19 protein-coding genes are annotated in these 21,297 nt (G+C 66.8%); 5 read left to right on the top strand and 14 right to left on the bottom strand.

The features are described from left to right. Positions 1 to 119 precede the first annotated feature (119 nt). Complete coding sequence (locus ABZ484_RS06980) at positions 120 to 1,670, top strand: MFS transporter (RefSeq protein WP_358864833.1); 1,551 nt, start codon at positions 120 to 122, stop codon at positions 1,668 to 1,670. Between the two features lie 112 nt (positions 1,671 to 1,782). Here the strand turns inward: ABZ484_RS06980 and ABZ484_RS06975 are convergent, their stop codons facing one another. Next, positions 1,783 to 2,100, bottom strand: a complete 318-nt coding sequence (locus tag ABZ484_RS06975; protein ID WP_358864832.1) for a hypothetical protein — start codon at positions 2,098 to 2,100, stop codon at positions 1,783 to 1,785. A gap of 265 nt (positions 2,101 to 2,365) precedes the next feature. Between ABZ484_RS06975 and ABZ484_RS06970 the strand changes: the two genes are divergently transcribed. After that, a complete protein-coding gene (locus ABZ484_RS06970) occupies positions 2,366 to 2,839 on the top strand; it encodes a carboxymuconolactone decarboxylase family protein (RefSeq protein ID WP_358864831.1) in 474 nt (157 codons plus the stop codon). Positions 2,840 to 2,924: 85 nt separating this feature from the next. On the opposite strand, the gene ABZ484_RS06965 is transcribed toward ABZ484_RS06970, so the two are convergent. The 3 genes from ABZ484_RS06965 to ABZ484_RS06955 form a co-directional block, all read right to left on the bottom strand. After that, positions 2,925 to 4,082: a hypothetical protein gene (locus ABZ484_RS06965; RefSeq protein WP_358864830.1), complete on the bottom strand. Its 1,158-nt coding sequence runs from the start codon at positions 4,080 to 4,082 to the stop codon at positions 2,925 to 2,927. Between the two features lie 267 nt (positions 4,083 to 4,349). Then, positions 4,350 to 4,556: a DUF397 domain-containing protein gene (locus ABZ484_RS06960; protein ID WP_358864829.1), complete on the bottom strand. Its 207-nt coding sequence runs from the start codon at positions 4,554 to 4,556 to the stop codon at positions 4,350 to 4,352. Then, positions 4,557 to 5,402 carry a helix-turn-helix transcriptional regulator gene (locus ABZ484_RS06955; RefSeq protein WP_358864828.1) on the bottom strand — a complete coding sequence of 282 codons (846 nt, stop codon included), beginning with the start codon at positions 5,400 to 5,402 and terminating at the stop codon, positions 4,557 to 4,559. Between the two features lie 219 nt (positions 5,403 to 5,621). Here ABZ484_RS06955 and ABZ484_RS06950 point away from each other — a divergent pair, with 219 nt between their 5' ends. Continuing rightward, positions 5,622 to 6,254, top strand: coding sequence for an ATP-binding protein (locus ABZ484_RS06950; protein ID WP_358864827.1), 633 nt, complete (start codon positions 5,622 to 5,624; stop codon positions 6,252 to 6,254). A gap of 25 nt (positions 6,255 to 6,279) precedes the next feature. Here ABZ484_RS06950 and ABZ484_RS06945 read toward each other — a convergent pair whose 3' ends face one another. Next, complete coding sequence (locus tag ABZ484_RS06945) at positions 6,280 to 6,696, bottom strand: hypothetical protein (RefSeq protein WP_358864826.1); 417 nt, start codon at positions 6,694 to 6,696, stop codon at positions 6,280 to 6,282. Positions 6,697 to 6,823: 127 nt separating this feature from the next. Here ABZ484_RS06945 and dcm point away from each other — a divergent pair, with 127 nt between their 5' ends. Further along, the gene (gene dcm / locus ABZ484_RS06940) at positions 6,824 to 7,954 is read left to right on the top strand and encodes a DNA (cytosine-5-)-methyltransferase (RefSeq protein ID WP_358864825.1); all 1,131 of its coding nucleotides are present in this window, start codon (positions 6,824 to 6,826) and stop codon (positions 7,952 to 7,954) included. Between the two features lie 54 nt (positions 7,955 to 8,008). On the opposite strand, the gene ABZ484_RS06935 is transcribed toward dcm, so the two are convergent. The 3 genes from ABZ484_RS06935 to ABZ484_RS06925 form a co-directional block, all read right to left on the bottom strand. Further along, positions 8,009 to 9,838, bottom strand: a complete 1,830-nt coding sequence (locus ABZ484_RS06935; protein WP_358864824.1) for a DEAD/DEAH box helicase — start codon at positions 9,836 to 9,838, stop codon at positions 8,009 to 8,011. Continuing rightward, complete coding sequence (locus tag ABZ484_RS06930; RefSeq protein WP_358864823.1) at positions 9,835 to 11,250, bottom strand: ParB/RepB/Spo0J family partition protein; 1,416 nt, start codon at positions 11,248 to 11,250, stop codon at positions 9,835 to 9,837. Before ABZ484_RS06930 ends, ABZ484_RS06935 begins: the two co-directional genes overlap by 4 nt. Before the next feature lie 71 nt (positions 11,251 to 11,321). Beyond that, positions 11,322 to 11,999, bottom strand: coding sequence for a hypothetical protein (locus tag ABZ484_RS06925; protein ID WP_358864866.1), 678 nt, complete (start codon positions 11,997 to 11,999; stop codon positions 11,322 to 11,324). Between the two features lie 219 nt (positions 12,000 to 12,218). Here ABZ484_RS06925 and ABZ484_RS06920 point away from each other — a divergent pair, with 219 nt between their 5' ends. Next, positions 12,219 to 12,908 carry a hypothetical protein gene (locus ABZ484_RS06920; RefSeq protein ID WP_358864822.1) on the top strand — a complete coding sequence of 230 codons (690 nt, stop codon included), beginning with the start codon at positions 12,219 to 12,221 and terminating at the stop codon, positions 12,906 to 12,908. On the opposite strand, the gene ABZ484_RS06915 is transcribed toward ABZ484_RS06920, so the two are convergent. The 6 genes from ABZ484_RS06915 to ABZ484_RS06890 all read right to left on the bottom strand — a co-directional run bounded on the left by ABZ484_RS06915 (position 12,886) and on the right by ABZ484_RS06890 (position 21,027). Beyond that, positions 12,886 to 13,404, bottom strand: a complete 519-nt coding sequence (locus ABZ484_RS06915) for a very short patch repair endonuclease (RefSeq protein ID WP_358864821.1) — start codon at positions 13,402 to 13,404, stop codon at positions 12,886 to 12,888. The genes ABZ484_RS06920 and ABZ484_RS06915 overlap by 23 nt on opposite strands. Before the next feature lie 10 nt (positions 13,405 to 13,414). Continuing rightward, positions 13,415 to 14,173, bottom strand: coding sequence for an NgoMIV family type II restriction endonuclease (locus ABZ484_RS06910; RefSeq protein ID WP_358864820.1), 759 nt, complete (start codon positions 14,171 to 14,173; stop codon positions 13,415 to 13,417). A gap of 2 nt (positions 14,174 to 14,175) precedes the next feature. After that, positions 14,176 to 15,156, bottom strand: a complete 981-nt coding sequence (locus tag ABZ484_RS06905) for a NaeI family type II restriction endonuclease (RefSeq protein WP_358864819.1) — start codon at positions 15,154 to 15,156, stop codon at positions 14,176 to 14,178. A gap of 47 nt (positions 15,157 to 15,203) precedes the next feature. Next, positions 15,204 to 18,119, bottom strand: coding sequence for a Z1 domain-containing protein (locus ABZ484_RS06900; protein ID WP_358864865.1), 2,916 nt, complete (start codon positions 18,117 to 18,119; stop codon positions 15,204 to 15,206). Positions 18,120 to 18,238: 119 nt separating this feature from the next. Beyond that, positions 18,239 to 19,816, bottom strand: coding sequence for an ATP-binding protein (locus tag ABZ484_RS06895; RefSeq protein ID WP_358864818.1), 1,578 nt, complete (start codon positions 19,814 to 19,816; stop codon positions 18,239 to 18,241). Positions 19,817 to 19,995: 179 nt separating this feature from the next. Further along, positions 19,996 to 21,027, bottom strand: coding sequence for an SEC-C domain-containing protein (locus ABZ484_RS06890; RefSeq protein WP_358864817.1), 1,032 nt, complete (start codon positions 21,025 to 21,027; stop codon positions 19,996 to 19,998). Positions 21,028 to 21,297: the final 270 nt, after the last annotated feature.

Raw genomic sequence — 21,297 nt, 5'->3', positions numbered from 1 at the left:
CGGCCGGTCGACCGTGGCCGGATTGCGATGGCCGGATAGGCCGGTCGGCCGTGCCCAGGGCGTGATCCGTTCCCTCGGGGGGAACCCGCATGAGGTTCCGCTCGACGAGGAGGGAGCCCATGGCCACCGCCGAAGCGGCCACCGGCCGTACCGTGACCACCAGCATTCCCGCCCGGCTCGACCGCCTCCCCTGGTCGCGCTGGCACTGGACGATCGTCATCGGTCTCGGCACCGTGTGGATCCTCGACGGCCTGGAAGTCACCGTCGTGGGCAACATCGCGAGCCGGCTGTCGGAGCCAGGCAGCGGCCTGTCGATCACCTCGGGTCAGGTCACTGGCGTGGCGGCGGCCCTCTATGTGGCGGGCGCCTGCATCGGCGCCCTCTTCTGGGGCCGGCTGACCGACCGCTGGGGCCGCAAGAAGCTCTTCATGATCACCCTGGCGGTGTATCTCGCGGCGACGGCCCTGACCGCACTCTCCTTCCAGGCCTGGTGGTTCTTCCTCTTCCGCTTCCTGACGGGCTTCGGGATCGGCGGCGAGTACGCGGCGATCAACTCCGCGATCGACGAGCTGATCCCCGCGAACTACCGGGGACGCGTCGATCTGATCATCAACGGCAGCTTCTGGGTCGGCGCGGTGGGTGGTTCCCTGCTGTCGATCCTCGCGCTGAACACCGACATCCTGGCCGCCGACGTCGGCTGGCGGATGACGTTCGCCCTGGGCGCCGTCCTCGCCCTGGTGATCCTCCTGGTGCGCCGCCACGTCCCGGAGAGCCCGCGCTGGCTGCTGATCCACGGCCGGGACCGCGAGGCCGAGGAGGTGGTGGCCGACATCGAGAGCCGCGTCGAGGCGGAGAAGGGGCGGCGGCTGCCCGAGCCGCACGGCGAGATCACCATCCACCAGCGCAAGAGCGTGAGCTTCGTCGAGATCGGCCGCACCGTCTTCGCCGACTACCGCAGGCGGGCCGTCCTCGGCTTCTCGCTCTTCATCGGCCAGGCCTTCCTCTACAACGCCATCACCTTCGGCTTCGGCGCCATCCTGACCAAGTTCTTCGACGTGCCCTCCGACCACACCGGCTACTACTTCGCCGTCATCGCGGTCGGCAACTTCATGGGCCCGCTGCTGCTGGGCAAGCTCTTCGACACGGTCGGCCGCCGGGTGATGATCTCCTCCACCTACCTGCTGTCCGGCGTGCTGCTGTTCGGCACGGCGTGGCTGTTCCACAGCGGCGTGCTGAGCGCGCTCACGCTGACGGCCTGCTGGTGCGTCGTGCTGTTCTTCGCCTCGGCCGGCGCCTCCAGCGCCTATCTGACCGTCTCCGAGATCTTCCCGATGGAGACGAGGGCGATGTCCATCGCCTTCTTCTACGCCATGGGCACCGCGGCCGGCGGCATCAGCGGCCCGCTGCTCTTCGCCGACCTCACCGGCACCGGCAAGGTCGGCGACACGGTCCTCGCCTTCTCCGTCGGCGCCGCCCTGATGTGCGCGGCGGGCCTGGTGGCCGCCTTCCTCGCGGTCGACGCCGAACGCCGCTCCCTGGAGGACATCGCCAAGCCGCTGACGGCGGTGGCGCAGAAGGCGAAGGCGGCCACCAAGGGCGGCGGCCACCAGGACACCACGCCCCCTGGCCCGCCTCCGGACACCACGCCCCCGTCGTCGAGCCCGGCCTGACCGGACGGCGGCCCTGCCCTGACGGCGGCCCTGACCTGACGGCGGGCGGCACCGGAACCGAAATCTGAACCGGAACCGAAATCGGAACCGGAACCGGAACCGGGCCCTACGCCTACGGGTGACGCCGGTCGGCGACAGCCCAGGAGGCGAGCGCGACCGCACCCGCGACGGTGAACACGGACGGCCAGGCGCCCATCTTCTTGGCCAGCGGATGCGACCCGGCGAACGCGGCGACGTAGGCGGCGGTGAGCGCCCCGGCCGCCTTACCGCCCGCCCGCTGCCGCCACTGCTGCGCGGCGGCGGCCCCGGCGACGGCCAGTACGGCCCCGCCCAGCTGCCGCTTCCTGGTCCACCGGGCCACGCCGTACCCGCCGACGAGCCCACCGGCGGCGACCACCGCCGGGGGAACCTTCGCCGTGACCTTCGCCATCACTGCCTCCCGCAGACATCGAACAGAAGTCGAGCAAACCGAGGCTAACCCGCACAAGAGTCCGCCGATCGACCGCCCCTCCGGACCGCGACTCACCGGTCCACCGAATGAGACCCAGGTCACACCATCCGCCCGGGCGGAGCTGTCACACACCGAGGCCGGCCTCCGTCGTACCTGTGCAACGCCGGAACAACGAGACAACGAGCCGACGACGAGCAAGTCGTCAAGCAAGTCGACAAGCAGGACGACGAGCAAGGAGCCCACGATGGAAGCCCGTATCAACCTCTTCGGTAACGACGTCGCGAACAAGTTCCTCCGCTACATCAACTCGGCGGGCAAGGTCCTGTCGGACTCGACGCTCCCGCACGCGACGCAGGAGCTGGTGAAGATCCGCGCCAGCCAGATCAACGGCTGCGGCTTCTGCACCGACATGCACACCAAGGACGCCCTGCACGCCGGGGAGAGCACGCAGCGCCTCCTGCTGGTCGGGGCCTGGAGGGAGGCGAAGGTCTTCACCGACGCCGAGCGCGCCGCCCTGGAACTGGTCGAGCAGGGCACGCGGATCGCGGACGCGGCCGGCGGCGTGAGCGACGAGGTCTGGGAGAACGCCGCCAAGCACTACGACGAGGACCAGCTGGCCGCCCTGGTCTCCCTGATCGCCCTCATCAACGCCTACAACCGCGTGAACGTCATCGTCCAGCTGCCGGCGGGCGACTACCAGCCGGGCATGTTCGGCTGACCGGCCCCAGCCGACCGGACGGTTCCCGCCACCACCCCGTTCGGTGCCCCGCCCAGGGCAGCGGGGCACCGAACGGGGGCGGCGGTCAGCTCGCCGCGATTCCTTCCATGCCCCCGTTGTCGTAGGCGGGGAGTCCGGTCACGGACGTCACCTGACGCAGAGCCCCATCCGTGGGATTGACCGCGTAACCGGTGACGGTACCGGCGCCGGCGTTCTGGACGTACAGGTAGTCGCCGCTGGCGGCCATGTCGATCGGTCCCGCGTCGCTGGCCGCGCCGGTCTCGGCCACGGGCACTCCGGAGGGGCCGATCTCGAACTTGCTGAAGTTCGCGCTGCCGGCGTTGGTGCCGTAGTAGTGGCCGTCGACGCCGACGATCCAGCACAGGGCCGCCTGGCCGTCGGACGCGGAGGATCCGACCACACTCAGCGTGCCGTCCGGGTTGAGGTGGTAGGCGGTGACGGTCGAGGTGCCCGCCTCGGTGAGGAGCAGGTCACCCCGCTCGTCGAAGACGCCGGCGAAGGGCACGGGGTTGGCGCTTGCGCTGGTCACCGGGGCGGAGGCCAGCCAGCCGCCGTAGGAGGGGAACACCTGGACGGTGTTGTGGTTCTTGGTCGGCACGAGCACGTAGCGGCCGTCGGGACTCACCAGCACCTGGGCCGGGGCGCTGATGTGCACGGGCGGGGTCGCGTTGCCCAGGTGCAGGCTCCGGTTGTCTCCGTGGATCGGCCAGAGCCGGTTGTCGGAGAGCCGGTACGCCTGGAGCGCCCCCTGCCCACCGGCGTTGAGCACATACGCGAGGCCACCGTGCACCGCGATGCTCACCGGGAAGTCACCGCCCGAGCGGATCACCTGGATCCGCCGCAGACGCGTGCCGTCGTAGACCTTGAACACGGTCACCGTGTCGCTTCCCGCGTTGACCGCGAACAACAGCCCGTTCGCGTACACGAGCGAGCCCTGCGAGGCCAGCGCGTCCACCGGTGCTTCCTGCTCGGTGCCCCCGAGCCCTCCCGTCGCGTACTCGCCGGCCGAGGTGAGGGACCCGTCGGCCGCCCTGCCGAACACCCGTATCATGTTGCCCGCCGTGCCGTTGGTCTGCACGAACACCGCGTGGGCCGTGTCGGCCTGGCGCGATGACTCCGTGCGCGCCGAAGCCGATGCCGATGCCGAGGCCGCCGGCGCCGCCAGCGACAGCGCCGCCGCGGCCGTCAGCGCGGCGGTTAAGACCTTGGCCTTTCGTTTCATGGCTCATCTCCCAAGCGTGGGTCCGGTGATTGGTCCAGACCAAACTAGGGGTGCGAGGGCAGGCACGGTCCAGCCGAGGACCGGCGGCGTAAGACTCCTGTAAGGCTCGGGGCCCCATAGATGGGTGAGCCCGCAAGGCCGGTGGCGGACTGACCGTCCAGGGAAGGTCTCCTGGTGGCCACAGAACGCCAGCATGGCCGGTGATCGTCGAGAGCCGCGCCTGATCCACCTTCTCGGGAACTCAAAGACGCCGATCTTCGGGGCTTCTTACCTCCGAGGGCGGGTCTGAGCTGTCACGAACCACTCCCATGCCCCTTCAGACACGGCGACGCAAGGGCCCTTCGGGCGCTTGGAGTCGCGTATGAGCACGCCTGACGGGACGAAGGCAGCCTCCAGGCACTCAGTGGCGTTGCCACCGCTGTACGAAGACTTGAACCACGCGAGCTCATGCGGGAACGAAGGGTCGGCGGGCATCTACAACTCCTTGCGAACACGGTCGATCAGGGCGGAGGAAGCCTCCATGTCCAACGCTTGTGCGCGCAGATACTCGAACGCAAGTCTGTATCGCTCCAGTTCCTCGTCCTTCTCCAGGAAGAGGGATCCGGTGTGGAAGTCGACGTAGACGACATCGAGGGTCGGCTCCCGGCCCCCGATCACGACGAAGCTGCCGAGTGCTGCGGCGTGAGCTCCCTTGGAGAAGGGCAGCACCTGCAGCGTGATGTGGGGAGACTCGTTGGCCTCAAGCAGTCGGCCGAGTTGTTCCTTCATGACCTGCGGAGAGCCGACAACCCTGCGGATGACGGACTCGTCCAGGATGGCCCACAGGCGAAGCGGCCTCGGCCGCGAAAGGATCTCTTGCCGCTTCATGCGGATGTCGACGAGCCGCTCGATCTCCTCCGCTTCCAGGGGTACTTCGTTGGCCTTCTGCAGAGCGGTGCTGTAGTCGCGGGTCTGGAGCAGCCCCGGGACGTAGACGCAGGAGAAGTGGCTCTCCCCGACCGCTTCGTCCTCAAGGGTGAGCAGCAAGTTCATGCTCTCGGGGATGGAGTCGGCGAAGGTGCTCCACCAGCCCTGCTGTCTCGCGTCCTTCGCGAGCCCGACAACAGCGCGCCGCTCGGCCTCGGTGGCGCCGTACTCCCGGCAGAGGGCATCGACGACGATCCACTTGACCGGCCCTGCCTGGGTCTCGTATCGGCTGACCGTCGCCTTCGATACCCCGACAAGAAGGCCGGCTTCCTCAAGCGTCAGACCCTTCCGAGCACGCAACTTGCGCATCATCGCGCCCAGTTGTCGTCGGCGTGTGGTGGTCCGTTCGGACATGTGGCTCCTTCGCCGTGAGCCGGGCGGCGGCCCGGAAGACGCCCATCAGGCTAGGTAGCTCCATGCGGACTCACCATCAGCTTCACCCGATCGATTCTCGTGAGAAGTTGCACAGCGAGACTTCCCGTGTGTCATGCTCGGCCTGGGATCGCTACGCAGTGCAGCCGATCGGATACGGCAGGCGCAGGCATGTGCGTGGCCTGGGAGTGAGGATTGGCGATGTCCGTCCCCGAAACGACCGATTGCCGACTCCGCTGCGTTCTGCCATTCGAAGCCGCGCCTAGCGAGGTGACGCTGCTGCGGAGAGCTGCCGTAAGGCAACTGAGCAGGTGGGGTATGCCGGTCGCTGTCGACGAGGCCGAAGTCATCGTCACGGAGCTGGCGACAAATGTCGTCAAGCATGTGGGGGAGGGCACCTCGGCGGCGCTCGTGCTGGAGTGGAGGCGCGACCGGCTACGGCTGGAGGTGCACGACCGGAGTCCTGCCCTTCCGTCCCCCCGGAACGCGGACTGCTACGAGGAGTGCGGCCGAGGCCTGCATCTCATCGCCGGCCTCGCCGCTGACTGGGGGGCGGTTCTCACCACTACGGGCAAGGCGGTCTGGTGTGAGGTGCCGCTCGGTGCAGAGACGGATTGCCTTCGAATCGAGCGGGCGGTCGAGGCGCTCGAGAGGTACCAGGGCGCCGAAAGCGACGCAGGCAGGCGCGGGCGGGGTCGGGGCACCGGCCTCGAGGAGTGCACAGTCGAGCTGATCGCCGACCTTCTCTACTGGGCAGTCGCACGTGGACACGACCCGGACGACATCCTCGACCGGGCTCACATGCACCATGAGGCCGAAGCGGAGGTGGCCTAATGGGACACCGGCCGAGTGCACATACTTATCTCCGCGCGCAGAGATGCTGGAGTGCGCCAGGATTCTCCAGGACGGCTCCTGTGGAGCATGCGGTGGCAGTTCGCGTACAGGAGGGCAGGATCTGCTTCCGGCTCTCCGTCACGCCCGATACGTGGAGAGACAGCCTGTGGTGGACCTCGATGTAGCCGTCTCCCGGCTCGCCGTCGGCAGCGGTGAAGCCGAACGAGCGCAGCTCACACCGCAGCGGCGTGCCCTCTTCCAGTACCACCTGGATCTTCCGGTCACGCAGGGGCTTGTCCCGCTCGCGGTAGAGCGCACGGCGTTTGAGGAGCCGCCCCTCACGGGTCAGTCGGACACCCTTCATAGCGACCACCCCGGCATGGACTGTCACGATATCGTACGAGCGTTCGAAATTGATGTCCGTTGGGCTGGTGGTGGCCAAGGTGGGTCAGGGGATGCCGCACACTGGTGTGTGCCGCCGTGTCGAGTCGCAATGTCAGTGGGTCGTGTCACCCTCTGTGAGGGCTGCCGTATGAGGCGTCGCTGGAATTCGTGCAAGAGGAGGGGCCATGACCGGGACTGACCGGGGCTACACGTCGATCGAGATCTGTGCCGGCGCGGGCGGACAGGCGATCGGGCTGCACTCGGCCGGCTTCAGACACCTGGCCCTTGTCGAGATCGACAAGTACGCGGCGGCGACCCTGCGTGAAAACATCGAAGTGCACCCGAAGTGGGACTGGGAGCGCGCCAACTGCGATGTCCTCTGCCAGGACGTCGTGGTGTTCGACCCCGCGCGTGACTTGGTGAAGAGCGCCAGTCTCTACAAGCGGGGTGAGGTTGACCTGCTCGCCGGGGGTGTGCCGTGTCCGCCCTTCTCTCACGCTGGCAAGCAACTCGGTGAGGACGACGAGCGTGATCTCTTCCCGCGCATTCTGGAGCTGGCCGAACTCATCCGCCCACGCGCCGTGATGATCGAGAACGTCCGCGGTCTCATGGACCCCAAGTTCGACGACTACAGGTCACGGATCCAGGCCAGCCTTGAGGAGATGGAGCCTGACGACGAGGGGCGGCCTGGCTACAAGGTCGTGGGTTGGGATGTCTACGAGGCGGCTGAGTTCGGTGTTCCGCAGCTTCGGCCGCGCTCCATCCTTGTCGCGTTCCGGAAAGACGTGCTCAAGGACCTGAAGTACGAAGCTCCCGCGCCCTGCGCCGAGACGGTAACAGTCTTCGATGCGCTTAAGGACTCGATGCAAGAACGCATCGCGCCGTTTCTGACCGGGGCCCGAGCTGCCCAGGCCCAGAAGGTCTTCGACGATTGGGCGGACGGTGCTAAGAGGGGCGTTGCCCCCACGCTCGTAGGCGGTTCCAAGAAGCACGGAGGCGCTGACCTCGGTCCCAGCCGGGCCAAGAAGGCATGGGCAAATCTAGGCGTCTCGGGCATGGGTGTGGCCAATGCGCCAGTGGACGGCAAACCGACCGGCACTGAGGATCGCGATCTGTTTCGCGCCGGGGGGCCCATGCTCACGGTTCGCCAGGCAGCGATCATCCAGGGGTTCCCGGAGTACTGGGAATTCACGGGAGGCAAGACGGCCCAGTACCGGCAGGTCGGGAACGCGTTCCCGCCGCCCGTGGCGAAGGCCATCGGTGAATCGATCATGGAAGTGCTCAAAGCAGACCGCAACCGCGCTGCCGGTCAGTGAGCGAGGGCGGCTGAGGAGCGGCGCACGTGGGCGGTACCGCAGCTCAGCCGTCCGTCATGGCGTCCGGCTGTCCAAGTGCGCGAGAAGGGCATGGATGTCATCGGCGTCCATGCCCAGGCCCGTGGTCTCCTCCTCTTGGAGATCGCCGAGCTGGCGCACCGCGGGGTCGTCGAGCACGCTGCCCAGGAAGTGCAGCTTCTTTTCGAGGCGCATAGCGACGATTTCGTCGATCGTGCCCCGGGCCGCCAGAACGGTCACGCGCGTCTCGGTGTCTGGAGGCAGCCCCAGCCGGTGAATGCGGTCAAGGCTCTGGAGGAAGCGGCCAGCCATGAAGTCGCGGTCCACGTACACGGCATCGTGGCAGACCTGGTGAAGACTGATCCCTTCACCAAGGGTCGCGGGGTTGGAGATCAGGACCTTGCATGACGGGTCCTCACGGAAGCGGCTGAGCTCAGCTTCCCTGTCCCGGGCCGAGGTGGCGCCGTAGACGGAAGCCGGGGCATGCGGTGCAAGCAGCTCCTCCAGAGTTTTCTGGCTTCGGATGAAACCAGTCCAGACCAGTGTCTTGCGGTCGGCCCGCGCGTTCTTCGCGACGATGCGAACGGTCTCCTCGTACTTAGGGGAAAGTTCATGCTGCGGCAGTCGCTGGAGCAGCGCGTGAAGTGAATCGCCATGAGAGACGTCCAGCGCCGGCAGCTGAAAGGCGAGAGCGTCGTAGGGGTTGTCACTCGGGGCCAGCAGAGCCGGACTGATGGCGGCCATCAGGGTGCGCATCGCCGCCTTGCCGAGTGCGGCCAGGTCACCTCGGCGTGCGGACGGGATCCCCTTGAGTGCGTCGTACAACTCGCGATGCAAGGGCGGAAGTTCGACATAGCGAACTACGGGTTCAAAGGGAGGGAGGCCGAGCTCCTTCTTCGTTGTCCGCGTGAACAGTGGACGCAGGGCCTGGCTGGCATAGGCGAGATCGCCGCCGCTGACCGCTTCGACGACGAGTTGCTTCCCGCGGCCTGGCCAGACGAACGAGAGCAGGCTTTCCAGATCCCGGGCACCGTTGGGAGCTGGTGTCCCAGTGAGGATGAGGCGCCGCCGGGCCAGTGGACCCAGCGACAGACAAGCAGATCCGTAGGTGCCGCGGGCTCCGAGTTTCATACGGTGCGCTTCATCGAGCACGAACATCGCCGGAGCCGTACGCAGCCACTCCGACAGGTGGTTGACAGACCCGGACAGCCTTTCGTAATTGACCAAGACGACATCGGCTTCCGGATCGGGGAATCCGGTGTCCATGACGGATGTCAGCAAGGGTTCCTTGAAGCAGACCTCCCCTTCGAATTGCCAGGACTCGTAGGCCGGCTTGGGGCATACGACGAGAAGCCGCCGGACCTCTCCCCGCTCACGCAGGGCGCTGAATACCGCCAGGGCCATGCGGGTCTTGCCGGCACCAGGGACGCTGAAGTTCGCGCCGTGCCCCAGGGACAGCAGCTCCCCGATGTCCCGCAGCTGGAACGAAGTGAGGTCTGCCTGCCAGCCCGCGCCCAGCAGCGCTTGAACGTCATCCGGCGCGAGCGGCAGCTGCTCGGAGTCGGCAGTCGATGAGCCGAGCCTGGCCTGCACTGTCTCGGCGTCATCAAGGACACCGGTGACCAGGCTGGCCAGCTCAGGCTCCCACTCGACATCAGCGTGGGGCCAGGTGGCCAGCTCGCCGATTGAGAACAGAAAGCTGTCCAGATCAGCATCCGACGTCAGCGGGCCGCGCTGGCCACCCGGAGCTACCCGGGTGGCCAGCATCCCGAAGTCGCCTTCCAAGCCCGGCCGGGCGCGGAGCACTGCCCGCGTCCTGGTGACGTCGAAGCTGATCCGGAGCGACGGGAGGTCAGGGTGTGTCATCGCTGGTCTGCCACGACCTCACGCAGCCACGACAGGCCCTCCCCCGGGAGTTGGATGCTCTTTGACGCTTCGGCTGACACCTTGGTCAGTGCTTGCCTGAGTGCGATCAGAGTGTCATCGAAGGCGGCTTCATCCAGGCTGTTGTTGCCCCGTGCCAGCACCAGGTCGGTGATGCACTGCTGAAGTTCTCGAACTGCCGCGTTGACTCGGTCGGGGGCTGCAAGCCGCTTTTTCCGGTCGCGGTTCGCCTTGTCAGCATCCTGGATCGACTCCTCGAAGGCCTCCCGCAGCGAAGACAGGGAACTGTTGGCCGCAGTGAGCTCTTCGGCGGTCGCTGTGGACGCGGACTTCTGTGTGGCTTTCGCCCGGAGGAGCACGTCAGTGAGGGCACGGGCCCCGGCTGTTTCGGAACTCGGTGCCGGCACGGAACGATTGAGACCAGGGATGGAGACCGCCTTCGGCGGCTCCGGGGCGGCTGTGCGGGTCCCTTCAGGCAAGTGACGTTCCAGGTACTTCTCACGGAAGTCGGTGCGGATATTACGGATATCGGTCTTGGCGAATTCAAGGACAATCGCCGCCAACCGGTATTCAAGGAGGGTGTCCGCCGCCTCCTTGTTCTTGGCCTTCTCCTTGTCATAGGTCCGGTAGAGCTCGGCGAAGCTTTCCTTAGCGTCCTCGAAGTCCATGAGGCGAAGTTTGATCCGGCCGTGCTCGCTGCGTTTGACGAGGTCGCGCAGCTGTCCGAGAACCCATGTGTCCCGTTCCAGTGCCGGCGTTGTGGTGTGAAACAGCTTGGCGATGGCGGCGAGAGGCAGCCCCTGGCTCATCTGCTCCTCAATGGCCATCAGCTTGTTGACATAGGAGTATTCGCGCCGCCGGTCCGGCCTGAGCTGCAGCGACAGTTCAACCGAGAGGATATCGTCCCAGGTGCAGCTAGCCGGCAGAACACCCACGCGGATGGACTGGACGCCCAGCTCTTTGAGAGCAGCCCGGCGGGTGTTGCCGTTGACGAGAACACCTTCACGGGAGATGAGTCCCGGCTCGTTCTGGCGATGTTCGCGAAGGCTCTCCTTCAGTTTGTCGAAGTCCGGATCGCGCTGGCGCGGGTCAGACGGCATGGCTGTCAGCAGGTGATGCAGGTAGCTCTGGCCGGCGTCGGACCAGTGATCCTTTGTGAGTGCCTCTTCCTGCACGGGGTCGTAAGCGCGTTGTGCACTGACCCTGTGGGTTGCGGGGTTGTAGTAGAGCCGTTCTACCGGCATGTCGATGACTTCGACGTGGATAGGGCGGCCCCGGAACTCCACGCGGAGTGTTTCAGGCACTGCGTTACCTGCGCGCACATCCTGGAGCCGCTGCTCGACCAGGGCGCGGTTCTCATCCGCGATCGGGGGGGCGCCGAAGTCCGTCGGCATGGGTACCTCTCGTAGCTGAAGTGGGTTGGGGAAACGATGGTGTCGAACGCCGGCAGGGTAGCCGCAGGCGCCTAACGCAGGCCTTCGCGGAATGCTTCGCGTGCCTCGGCCGGCAGTGCCCGGTACTTCGCCCAGACGTCCTCAACGGAACTGAACGTCCGAGCATCCCGCTTGATCCAGGATTTCAGGATGTCGAGTTCGAGCGAGGGGAGCGAGGCAGCCTCGGACAGCAACGCCGACACGTCGTACGTGGAACCGATGCCGCCGACTCGGCAGCGATTGCACTCGACGACGTACTGGAGAGCCTTTGTCCCATTCGGCAGCAGGACTTCACGCCTGGCCACGTCGAGCTGAGCTGTGACCTCCGAGTCGGCGTACGTGTCTCCCGGGGTGGCGCCACACGAACTGCACTTGTGGTTGTAGGTGGCCAGAAGCTCCCGACGCTGGTTCACCGTGATCGCGCTCTTGGGCCGAGTACCGCGGCCCGGTTCCCAGACGGGCTCGCCGCGCTGCACATAGCGCTGCTCGTTGGCGTCGAGGCCGATGTCCTCGCGCTTCGTGTCGATCTTCCACCCGAAATCACGGAGATCCCGCATGCGGCGGTCGATCTGCGCCACGTCCGGAAAGGCATCGCGGAGCTGCCCCTTGGTGAAGACGTTCCCTTCGCCGACCACTTGGACGAGCCAGAGTGCGGCGCGCTTCATCGTGCCCAGTTTGCTGTCCTGCCATGAAGGCAAGGCCATGCTCATCTCCACCTCGCAGAGCCTGAGCGGGCCAGCCCGACTGCGTGTCAGGACAGTTGGCGCCTGACAGTGGCCCGCTACACACAACCGAACCTCAAGTCCGACTGAAAGAGAAGCGGCTGGGTGTCCGGATGAGTATCTGGACACAATTGAGGAGCCAGTTGGGGATGGGCGGCGGCACACTGTCGTCGAAAGCTGCCTGCGGTGAGGACAGAAGGAGCTGGCGTGCCGCGACCGGGTCACTTCAGAGAACTGGATGCCGAAATTCCGGATGAGAGAAAGGCTCTCGCCAGGGCCTTGCGCGACTTGATGAAGGTGGTCGACCTGCCGCTGCGGCAGACGCATGAGGAGCTGGCAAGGCGCAACCATGGCTGCGACACCTCAGCGAGCGCACTGTCCGATCTGCTCAACGCACGCATACACAGGCCCAAGCAGGAGGTTATCCGCGCCCTCTACGACCTGGCGGAGACCGCCGTAAGGACGAGTGGCGCGACCATGCCGGTCACCTGGGAAGAACTGGAGGACCTCCGGCTCAAGGCGTGTGAACCGCCGGCGCTTCTGTGTACCAGCTGCCAGCGGACTGTGTTGCCGGTCCCCCCAGCGCAGGGGGACCGGCAACACGAGATAGGACGGTGGCCCACCGCGCTGACTCTGCTGGACATGAAGCAGACCAGGAGCGCCGAGGACGTTGCCGGCATCCTGCGGCACGTCGGAATGGCGGGCGGACCGGCAGAGGTGGCTCTCGCGGTGACCGCGTGCAGGGCGCGCGGGCTGCGTTCTGAGGCCGACGTGATACTCAGGTATGCGCAGACCGGACGCGACGGGCGCCAGCTTGCCGAGATCGCCTATGAGTTCATGAGGATTGAGGACCACGCCATGGCCCGGCGAGTACTCAAGATGTCTCTTGCTCAGTAGGGGCATTTGCCTTGCTGGCGGGGGAGGGCGGCCGCCTGGACATCACGGCTTGACGGATCGCCTCACTGCATTCCTCGGCTGACTGATGCTCCCAGAAGCGCAGGACAAGCCAGCCGGCTTCCCGCAGGCGCTCGTCTGTATCGCGGTCACGGGCCATGTTCCGGGCCACTTTGTCGGACCAGTAACCGGGATTGGTCTTCGGAGACACGTAATGCTCAGGGCAGCCGTGCCAGTAGCACCCATCGATGAAGACGGCTACTTTCGCAGGCCGGAAGACCATATCGGCGGTTCGGCGAAGGCCGGAGAGCGGGCGAGCCGCCACTCGGTAGCGCAGCCCCTGGGCGTGCACCAGCCGGCGGACAAGCCGCTCAGGAGTGGTGTCCCGGCTCCGGATCGCCTGCATGTTGCGGCGGCGTGCGGCGGACGACGCCCATGAGCCCTCGGGCGGCACCCAGGCGGTCTGTGACGGATCTGGTTCTGGAGTGGAAGCAGTCATCTGCGGTGAGTTACCAGTCGGACAGAGTTGGCGGCAGCGTCCCGTAGGGCGGGAGACGGCCCTGTTCGATGATCTCGCTCAGATCATCCTGTTGTTGGCGGCTGCCGACAGCGGCAACTGCGGCCTTCAGGGCATCGAAGGCGATGTGATATATAGCATCGGCTTCTCCTGTCCCTCGCGCTATCGAGGCGATCCGGCTGGGCATAGGCTCCGCGGTCACCACCACCAGATGGGGCAGCCGACCGCGCCGGTGCCTGATCATCTGGAGAAATTCATGGCGCACATTTTGCACGCGATCTGACCTGATTGTCCACTTGCAGGATACCGCGGCATGCAGATGCGGACGGGTCGCGGCCTCTGTCCCTGGACGTGTGACGCCTACCGTGACATCAGGCTTGATGAGGTAATCACGGCCGAGATCAACACGAAGGGTGGCGTTCTTGCGTACCGCTTCAGCCACTCTGTCCAAGTGCTCGTACTGCGCGAAGTCGGCCACGGTCTTCTTGTGGTCAACATGCCACGTACGTTCCGGAGACAGATGTGGTAGCGCGGTCCTCAGGTGATCACAGACCGCGTGTTCCAGCGCTGGGCCAAGACTTTCAGGGGTGCCGGGAAGCACGACATCGGATTCCACCCCCAGTGCCTCAAGGACATGCCTCGCGAGCAGCTTTGACGTATTGCTGTCGGAGTCCGCGTTGTTTGGGACGAGCTTTCCGGTCTTCTCCAGTCTTTTCCACCCGAGGAGGCCGGTTGCGAACGGCGCGTGCATCGTCAGTCCTGTCTGGTGTGTGAAGGCAGGACCGGGGCGGGCTCAACGGGGTCGCTCGGCTGGGCGAGGACCCATTGCTTCCCGTCTAGGGAGACTCGCGGCGTGTCCCCGTGATGAGGTCTTGCGGCGACCACCCGGGCACTGACGAATTCGCCTTCGTCCGGCAGCGGGAGACCGAGCTGGCCGGCGATCTCGCGGTGGCTGGCATAGTCCCCCATGATGAGGATGCCCTCCGCTTTGAGTGCCGACCGGCTGCCGCCGTTACCGCGGACCCGCTTCATGTAGTCCTTCTGCTGGGCCACTGTGCGCACCACATTACGGCCGATACGTCGCTTCTGGACGCGCCGGAAGAGTTCGTTCAAGCGGCCCTGCCCTGAGCTCGCTGTGAACACGGCCTCCCGGTCAGCGGCATCCATGTGGAGCAGCACGTTCTCGGGGAGGTCCTCGTCGTGCCAGATCCACTGGATTTTTTCCCGGTGTGCCGCCTTGATCGTGAGCTTGAGGTCGCGGTTGTTCCCCGTGTTCAGCCACTCGTCGTGTATCCGGACAAGGCCGATGCTCCAGAGGGACTTGTAGTCGTCCGCCCAAGCAAGCAAGCAGAGGTGGCCGACCGCCTCTGGCGGGATCATCCAGCCGCCGAACTGCTGGGAGTACTTGCAGTCCACGTCGACGCCGGCGATCTGGTAATCCATAGCCTCGCCGTCCGCGAACCTGAACTCACGCTGGAGATTGATCTCTACGAGAGTTCCCGCGTGAGTCTTCTCAGTCTTGAAGAGCGTCTTCCAGTCGTAGCGTCCGGTCACCTCGCCATTGAGCAGCTGGTCGATGGTGTCACGAAGGACCCTGGCGAACCGTCGGCCCGTCGGGTCGAGCGCCTTGATGTGCTCGTAGACCTTGTCGAGTTCAGGGTCTACCCCGGCCGCCGCATGCTGCAGAGCGACCGCTGTAGCGGCTTTGATGTCGGCCTCTTCGAAAGGAAGCATGCTCTCCCCGTCGGTGAGTGGTTCGTTACGTGCAGAGCCGTCGCGCCTCAGAACGCGTTGACGATCACGGCGTCCGGACGAGTGGAGTCCTTTGTTCGGAAGCGCACGAGCTGCTGTTTTGTGTCGATGGCTGCCTTCGGCGGAATCACGGTGAATGCCATGGTGACCCGGTCAGCCGCCGCAGCACCCGTCGCGGCAACGGCCTTCACCTCATCGTCGTGAGCGGCCTCTACGACGGGATACAGGAGGACTACACCTTGAGCCGCTCCGAGTACGGGGGCGCTGTCCCCAGGGAAGGCCGAGTCGGACTGGTTGACCAGCTGCTGTGCGTACAAACGGTGTTCCAGGCCAGAGATACGGCCGAAGGACGACTTGCCGGACTGGCGGCTTCGGCGGAACAGGGAGAAGGGGCCCTGGTCCACCACAGTGGCTTCGATCCGGTGGCGCTGTGTGCGCTGCGGAGCGATGACCAGCCATTCGTCGACCTTGGCCAGGCGGCCGTCGAGCTGGGACAGGTAGGCCAGGTGCGGGGCGAGTACGTTGCCGTCCTCCCACTCCAGTGAGCTGAGGATGGACAGGAGCTGGGCGTGCGGGATCACCGTGGTGGCTGCCTGGAAGCTACGGGACAGCGGTGAGGTGTCATCCGGCAGCAGCCGGCATGTCGTCGATGTCCCTCTGAGTGCCGCGAGAATGGGCTTCCAGCGTTCGGTGTTCCGTGCCGTCATCTTGGTATCCACCGGGTATGCAGCCGGTTCGATCGGCGTACCCGGCGACCGGACCTCCACCAGCTCCGCGTTGAACATCTTGTTCCGGGCCGACGGCTTCACCCACGGCAGGTGCTGGGCCACCAGTGGCGGGATCTGTGCGGGGGTGACCTGGGGGCGGCCGTCCACCAAGGGGGCGTAACGGGCCAGTTCGGCGCGGAAGAGCTCCTCGTCCCGGCAGATCGCTTCGAAGGCCTCGTACAGGTCGACGGTCTTCGCGTTGCGGCCGCGGCCGAGGGACTCCTCACGGCCGATGTAGAGACGTACGAGATCGCGGTAGCCGGGGCGGAAGCCGAACCAGCGGCCCATCTGCATCAGCGTGTCCGCCTGCTGCGTCGTGCGGCGGTAGTACGTGATCGTCAGGCCCTCGACCGTGAAGCCACGGGACAGCTTGGTGCCGCCGACCAGGATTTTCCAGACGCGCGGGGTGCGGTCGAAGTCCAGGTCGGGCTGGGCGTAGTCGCGCTCGCTCTCACCGTTGACGACCATGACGGGGCCACCGCCTTGATTGATCAGGCGGCGGGCCCCGGAGACGTACGGCTTGAGGTCCGCGTAGGTCGCGGGAGTGGGCAGGGAGCCATCCGCGTGGACGTGGAAGTCCTTGTCGAAGAGGGACGCCAGGCGGGCGTGGCCTTCCGGGCCTGTGTAGGCCGCGTTACGCCACATCGTCTCGATGCGCTCGGCGAGTGCGGCGTGCTCGGCCATGCGGACCGATTCGTGCACGAGCATCGTGTGGTGGCGGAACGGGCCCGAGGGAACGCCGTGGTTCTCGCGGTAGAGCTTCAGCGCGCCGGTGAGTACAAAGGCGTCCAGGGCCTCCTGGAGGCGGTCGCCCGTGGAGCCGTAGATGCCGCGGACGTGCTTCTTCTCGGCTTGCCCCTCGCCGTCCTCCATGGTGTCCAGGTCGTGGAAGTCCTGAACGCCCATGTAGCCGGTGGGGCGGGGCAGCGAGATCAGGAAGTCGCGCGGGAACAGGTCCTCCTCGTCACCCGGGTCGATGAACACGTTGGCGAAGGGAGTCGCCGTGTAGCCGACGTACTGGGCGCGGGGCAGGAGTTTGAGGAGCTTGCTGATCTGGCCGTTGATCGCGGTGCGGGTGACCTTCCCGTCCTCCCACTTCTTCGGGTCGGTCGTGTTCACCGAGGCCTGGTCCGACTCGTCGTCGATGATCAGGGCCGGTATCTCGCCGAGGATCGGGCCGATCTTCTTGAGGTCGGTGACCAGCTTCTCCAGCACCGACTTGTTCTTCTTCACGACCATGACGCGGGCGCGGGCCGCGTGCAGGTTCGCCGGCTCGTACAAGGGTCGGGTGCGGTCCGGCTTCTCGAACTCCAAGGCGCTGATGCCGCGCTCCAACGCCATGTAGTCACGGTCGCGAGAGGTCAGACGCTCGATGTCGAAGGCGCCGAGCAGGGAGGGGCGGGCGCCGAAGGAGACGAACTTCGCGGGCCAGTCCTCGTCGTCCTGGTAGTCGATGCCGATCAGGGCGTCCGGGTCGTTCGGGTCGGCGGCGCCCAGGATGTTCTCCTGGCCGATCAGCTCCATGTCGAGCCGGCGCTGGGTCTGGCCGCGCAGCAGGTTCAGGGTGCCGCCCAGCACGATGACCAGGCGGTAGCCCGCGTCAATGGCTTTGGCGGTGACGCCGGTGAAGTTGGCGGTCTTGCCGGACTGCACGTAGCCGACGACGAGTCCGCGGGCGCCGTACGGGGTGTCGCGGGTGGGGTCGGCAAGCCGCTCGACGACCGCGTGGGCGGCCTCGTCCAGGCTGGAGACCGCCGCGTCGCTCCAGCCCTTGCGGCGCAGCAGCCGTTCGTACGACGTCCAGTAGAAGGAGCGGTTCGCGGCCTGCTCCCGGGTGTACCAGGGCTCGAACTCGCGGCTGATGGTGACGGGGCCCGCTTCTTCGTGCACGGGGACTGCCGCGTCGAGCGCCTTGCGCAGATCCGCGCCGAACGCGAGCTTGTCGTAGATCTCGGCGCGCCGCTCCGCGGTGCGAGGCGCGGTGGCGGCCGACCACGTCGGGGACTGTTCGAAGTCCCATGCCGTGAGCTTGCGGCGCCAGAGGGTGAGCAGCTCGTCGCCGGGATCCGCAGCCAGCAGACGGTCGCGGAAGCGGGCCATGTCCGCGTCTGCCGGATCGTCGGCGTCGGCAAGTACGAAGGCGAGCTTGGCGAAGTGCCTGGGGCCACGCCTGCTCATCGCGTCGAGGACCTCACCGTGCAGGTCGGTGAGGTGGTCGGGAGCGGATGTGTTCTCGGCGGTCACGGCGGTCGGGCAGCCTTTCTGGAGATAGGGGAGGGCGCGGGCGAGAGGCGTGACTAACCCTCTGCGCGGGCGATTTCGGCACGCACCGCGGTGACGAGAACGCTGTTCCACAGGGCGACCTTGTCGGTCTGGTTGGCCCAGACGCGTTCCTTCTGGAAGATCTCGTTGAGCATCAGATAGAGAAGGCTCTTGAGGACCGGTGCGTCGTTGGAACCTCCGCGCCGGTCACCGTTGAAGGCGTGCCGGTAGTCCTTGTTGAGGACGACCCGGCGTTCCTTGTGGTCGATCGTGAAGAGCAGTTCGGCGGCGTCGACGCCGGGTGGCACGTCGAGCCTGGCCCAGGCAAAGGTGATGGGATCGGCGCCTTCCAGCTGTGGCAGTTCGTCCCGCAGCGTCCGCTTCAGCTTCGGGTCGATGCCTTTGCCGGGCGGGATGACGGCCGCGCGTTTGACCTCCGTACGCCGCTTGGCGGCCTCGCGATAGGTCACCTCGGCCTCGCGGACGTACTCGGCGAAGGTGTGGCCGCTCGGGGCTGCCGCCTTCTCAAGGCCCCGGGCGAACGCCGGGGTGACCTGGACTCCGTCCTTCTTGACGGTCAGGGCGAACACGTCGTTGGGCTCGGGCGGCAGATCGACGGCGATGCGGGCCAGGGCGAGGTGGCCTTCCGGACTCCGGGTGTCGTTCCAGCCGCCGGCCTGGACGAGCCGGTCATTGCGGTAGAGATAGAAGCCTTGCCGCTCGGCGAGCGGCCCGATGCCGCGGTAGGCGACGAGGGGCGACTTGGGCGGCCATATGTGGGCGGTGAGCTCGATGTCGCCGACGCCCTCAACAGGCGCGGTGTAGGCACGGGGATAGCCGGGGCGACCCGGGACCCGGTAGCCGAACGGGTCGATGGGTTCCACGCCGCGGTGGTCCAGCTCCTCCCGAGTGTGGACGTCCTCGACGACGATGTCGATGTGGAAGCCGTCGCGGGCGAGGAAGCGGTGGAGGTGAAGCCCGAGGTGGGTCTCGAGCCGTTCGATCGCGTCGTCGAGATAGCGGTCGGTCTGACCGGCGGTGATGGTCTCGAACGTGCGGACCTGGTCCCAGCGGACGATGGTGCCGTGCCAGCCGATGATCCCGTCGTAGCGGTCGACCAGGTTCTGGCAGTACTTCGCATCGACGATGTCGCAGGTGAAGTCGGCCTGGGCGCGGGCGGTGAGCCAGCGCCGGCCGGCCGACGGACTCCGCTTGGTGCGGCTGATCACGGTGAGCGCATCGGCGTGCGAGAGGGAAGCGGCCTTGAGCCCGGCCCCGAAGTGTCCGAGCGCGCCGACGGCGTACTCCTGGCGGCCGCCGACGGTCATCGCCGTGTCCAGGCCCGTCTCGTCCATGCCATGGCCGTCGTCGATGACGAGCAAGCCGACGAGCCGGTCGCGTCCACCCCGCTCACCGGTGTCCCGCAGGAAGCTGACGACGACGTTGCCCGCTCCTGCGTCGATCGAGTTGTCGATCAGGTCGGCGATGGCCGCCTCGAAGCCGTAGCCCTGATGCGCCAGCGATTCGAACGACCTGGCCGCCGGGGGGAGCCGTTTGCTACCGCTGGTGGGTACATCGAACTGCCAGTCAGAAGACGGCTGGTAGGGCGGCATACGGGTGTTCCTCGCGGGCCGGGGCATGTCCAGGTGTGTGCGGACATGCCAGTGCAACTGGTTCGCCTGTGACGTTAGCGTGAGCCTGACGTGAAGGAGTAACCGGATAGGAACAAATACGTCCCTAGTTCCTGGATGCGTTCCTGGTGCGGTGCAGGAGGCCCGTCCAACCCGTGGCCTCAGATTTTCTGGACTCCGTGGCAGGTCTCGTACGGTCCTTCCGAACCGCACCAGCACGGCGTGCCCTGCTGTGGCGGCCAGGCCACCGCCCGCCCCCGCGCCGCCAAGGTCGTCGCGTACTGGGGGAGCAGGGTCGGGTCCGACGGGGAGGAGCCCTCGGAGGCGGCGAAGGCCTCGTAGGAGGGGAGGGTGCCGGAGACGATGCCTAGGTTGGCGGTGCCCGAGGCGGCCAGTTCGCGCAGGGATGCCTCTATGGTCGCCAGGTGGGCCTCGTGGGAGGGGTACTCCGTGGTGAGGTCCGGGTAGGCCGTGAGCAGTTCTCGCAGTTCCTGGGTCGGCCAGTGGAGGACCGCGACCGGGAAGGGGCGGGAGAGGGCCTCTCGGTAGGTGCCGAGTTCGGCGCGGAGGCGTACCAGTTCGGCCTGGAGCTCCGCCGGGTTGTCGGAGCCGAGGGACCACACGCGTTTGGGATCGTGGAGCTCGTCCAGGGAGACCGGGGCCGTGTTCAGGGTGTCGGCCACGGTGTCCCAGGCGTCGTGGGCCGCGCCCAGCATGCGGCGCACCCGGTGGCGGCCGAAGAGGAGGGGATGCGTGGCGTACGGAGGTTCCGGGACGTCCCTGAGCAGCAGGTCCACGGCCTCCGTGAACGTCTTGTGCGCCGACTCCAGCTCGTCGTGGGACTCCAGGGACTCGGCGATGATCACCCAGGGGGCCGGGTCCCGGGGCGCCGCCGTGCGGATGCCCTCGATGATCGCCCTGGCCTCCGCCTCGTGGTCGTACTCCCACAGGTTGGAGGCCTTCAGGGCGCGGACCAGGTGGGGGTTCTCCAGGCCGTCGCCGGAGGAGAGCAGACGGTCGTAGAGGGCCGTCGCGGCGGGGCGGTCGCCGGACAGTTCCAGGTGTGCCGCGGCCCGGAGCAGCAGGGCCTCGGCGTCCTCGGGATACAGGCCGGCGGTCCGCTCCAGGCGGGCCGCTTCGGCGGCGTGGTCGACGGTGTCGGCGTTGTCGGCGGGCGGCGTGTCGGGGCGCATGGGTGACACCGTACTGCCGGGCGGTGACGAACGTGAGGTATCTGCTGGCCAGGGTGCCCTGCGGGGTCCGTCGGCCGCGCGGGCGGGGCTGCGTCGTCCGCGTCCGGTTCGCCTGCCGTCCATGGCATGACCGCCGGGCCCGCGCCAGGGCGATCGCCTGGCGCGAACCGTCCGATCCGACCGATCGGAACGATCGGTCCGACGGGCGCGATCGGTCAGACGGCGCGGACCGTCCGGCCCGGCGCGACCGGCCCGACCGACGTGGGCGCG

This window comes from Streptomyces sp. NPDC006393, assembly GCF_040628575.1.
In the GTDB taxonomy this organism is placed as follows: Bacteria; Actinomycetota; Actinomycetes; order Streptomycetales; family Streptomycetaceae; genus Streptomyces.
This window is presented reverse-complemented; position numbering and strand designations above follow the sequence as displayed.

Coding starts and splice junctions, on each gene's coding strand:
- ABZ484_RS06905 (WP_358864819.1), bottom strand. CDS start 15,156: ATGCTTCCTTTCGAAGAGGCCGACATCAAAGCCGCTACAGCGGTCGCT.
- ABZ484_RS06935 (WP_358864824.1), bottom strand. CDS start 9,838: ATGACACACCCTGACCTCCCGTCGCTCCGGATCAGCTTCGACGTCACC.
- ABZ484_RS06930 (WP_358864823.1), bottom strand. CDS start 11,250: ATGCCGACGGACTTCGGCGCCCCCCCGATCGCGGATGAGAACCGCGCC.
- ABZ484_RS06960 (WP_358864829.1), bottom strand. CDS start 4,556: ATGCCCGCCGACCCTTCGTTCCCGCATGAGCTCGCGTGGTTCAAGTCT.
- ABZ484_RS06950 (WP_358864827.1), top strand. CDS start 5,622: ATGTCCGTCCCCGAAACGACCGATTGCCGACTCCGCTGCGTTCTGCCA.
- ABZ484_RS06980 (WP_358864833.1), top strand. CDS start 120: ATGGCCACCGCCGAAGCGGCCACCGGCCGTACCGTGACCACCAGCATT.
- ABZ484_RS06925 (WP_358864866.1), bottom strand. CDS start 11,999: ATGAGCATGGCCTTGCCTTCATGGCAGGACAGCAAACTGGGCACGATG.
- ABZ484_RS06955 (WP_358864828.1), bottom strand. CDS start 5,402: ATGTCCGAACGGACCACCACACGCCGACGACAACTGGGCGCGATGATG.
- ABZ484_RS06915 (WP_358864821.1), bottom strand. CDS start 13,404: ATGACTGCTTCCACTCCAGAACCAGATCCGTCACAGACCGCCTGGGTG.
- ABZ484_RS06970 (WP_358864831.1), top strand. CDS start 2,366: ATGGAAGCCCGTATCAACCTCTTCGGTAACGACGTCGCGAACAAGTTC.
- ABZ484_RS06910 (WP_358864820.1), bottom strand. CDS start 14,173: ATGCACGCGCCGTTCGCAACCGGCCTCCTCGGGTGGAAAAGACTGGAG.
- ABZ484_RS06890 (WP_358864817.1), bottom strand. CDS start 21,027: ATGCGCCCCGACACGCCGCCCGCCGACAACGCCGACACCGTCGACCAC.
- ABZ484_RS06900 (WP_358864865.1), bottom strand. CDS start 18,119: ATGAGCAGGCGTGGCCCCAGGCACTTCGCCAAGCTCGCCTTCGTACTT.
- ABZ484_RS06895 (WP_358864818.1), bottom strand. CDS start 19,816: ATGCCGCCCTACCAGCCGTCTTCTGACTGGCAGTTCGATGTACCCACC.
- ABZ484_RS06975 (WP_358864832.1), bottom strand. CDS start 2,100: ATGGCGAAGGTCACGGCGAAGGTTCCCCCGGCGGTGGTCGCCGCCGGT.
- dcm (WP_358864825.1), top strand. CDS start 6,824: ATGACCGGGACTGACCGGGGCTACACGTCGATCGAGATCTGTGCCGGC.
- ABZ484_RS06965 (WP_358864830.1), bottom strand. CDS start 4,082: ATGAAACGAAAGGCCAAGGTCTTAACCGCCGCGCTGACGGCCGCGGCG.